This window comes from Streptomyces murinus (assembly GCF_002154555.1).
GTDB classification, from domain to species: Bacteria; Actinomycetota; Actinomycetes; order Streptomycetales; family Streptomycetaceae; genus Streptomyces; species Streptomyces murinus.
This window is the reverse complement of sequence record NZ_MUNF01000964.1, coordinates 1-797: the sequence shown is the minus strand read 5'-3', so window position 1 is coordinate 797 and position 797 is coordinate 1. Positions and strand designations below refer to the sequence as shown.

The following is a 797-nucleotide window of genomic DNA, read 5'->3' as shown; positions in this document are numbered from 1 at the left end:
GGTCGCGGACGGGCGGGGCACCTGTCGCGCGATCCCGTTCCGCTATGTCTGGCCGGCCGAGCTGGACCTCATGGCCCGGCTCGCCGGGATGCGGCTGCGGGAGCGGTGGAGCGACTGGGAGCGGTCGGCGTTCACCGGCGAGAGCCGACAGCATGTGTCGGTGTGGGAGAAGACCGGCATGTGGTGACCGGTGACCCGCTGCGTTCTCACACCGTCTACGCGTCAAGGGCCGGTGTCCTGGACCTGCCCACCTGGGTGCGCACCGCGCCGATGCTCGCGGCGATGACCAGGGCGATCGCGGCGATCTCCGGGGCGGAGAGGGACTGGCCGAGGATGAGGAAGCCGGCGGTGGCNNAGGAGAGCACGGCCACCGCCGCGCCGAGGCCGAGCGTGACCGGGTTGAGCAGTCGGTCGCCGGAGGAGGCGATGCCGAGCGGCAGGACGAGCAGCGCCGCGACCGTCATGGCCAGCGCCAGCCCGTCCGCCTGCGGGAAGCGCCGGCCGGTGCGCGCGCTGAAGACTATGTACGCCGCCCACATCACGCCCGCGCCCAGCGCGAAGCCCACCCCCACGGGGTCCACCCCGCTGAAGCCCCCGCCACCGAGCAGGAACACACCGCCCAGGGCGAGCGCCGCCCACACGACGTTGACCAGACGGCGGGAGGAGACGACCGAGAGCGCGAGCGGGCCGAGCACTTCGAGGGTGACGGCGGGGCCGAGCGGGATACGGGCCACGGCCTCGTAGAACAGGCTGTTCATACCGCCCAGCGCGACACCGAAGGCGATCACGGTGCCCCA

1 protein-coding gene and 1 pseudogene are annotated in these 797 nt (G+C 73.0%); one reads left to right on the top strand and one right to left on the bottom strand.

Annotation, left to right across the window (positions count from 1 at the left end; translation table 11 throughout):
• A pseudogene (locus tag CCN72_RS36950) lies at positions 1-187 on the top strand (SAM-dependent methyltransferase); the annotation flags it as partial.
• 28 nt (positions 188-215) lie between these two features.
• Here the strand turns inward: CCN72_RS36950 and CCN72_RS36945 are convergent.
• Positions 216-797 (bottom strand): EamA family transporter (locus CCN72_RS36945; protein WP_425276208.1); only part of this gene is annotated, 582 nt, incomplete at its 5' end.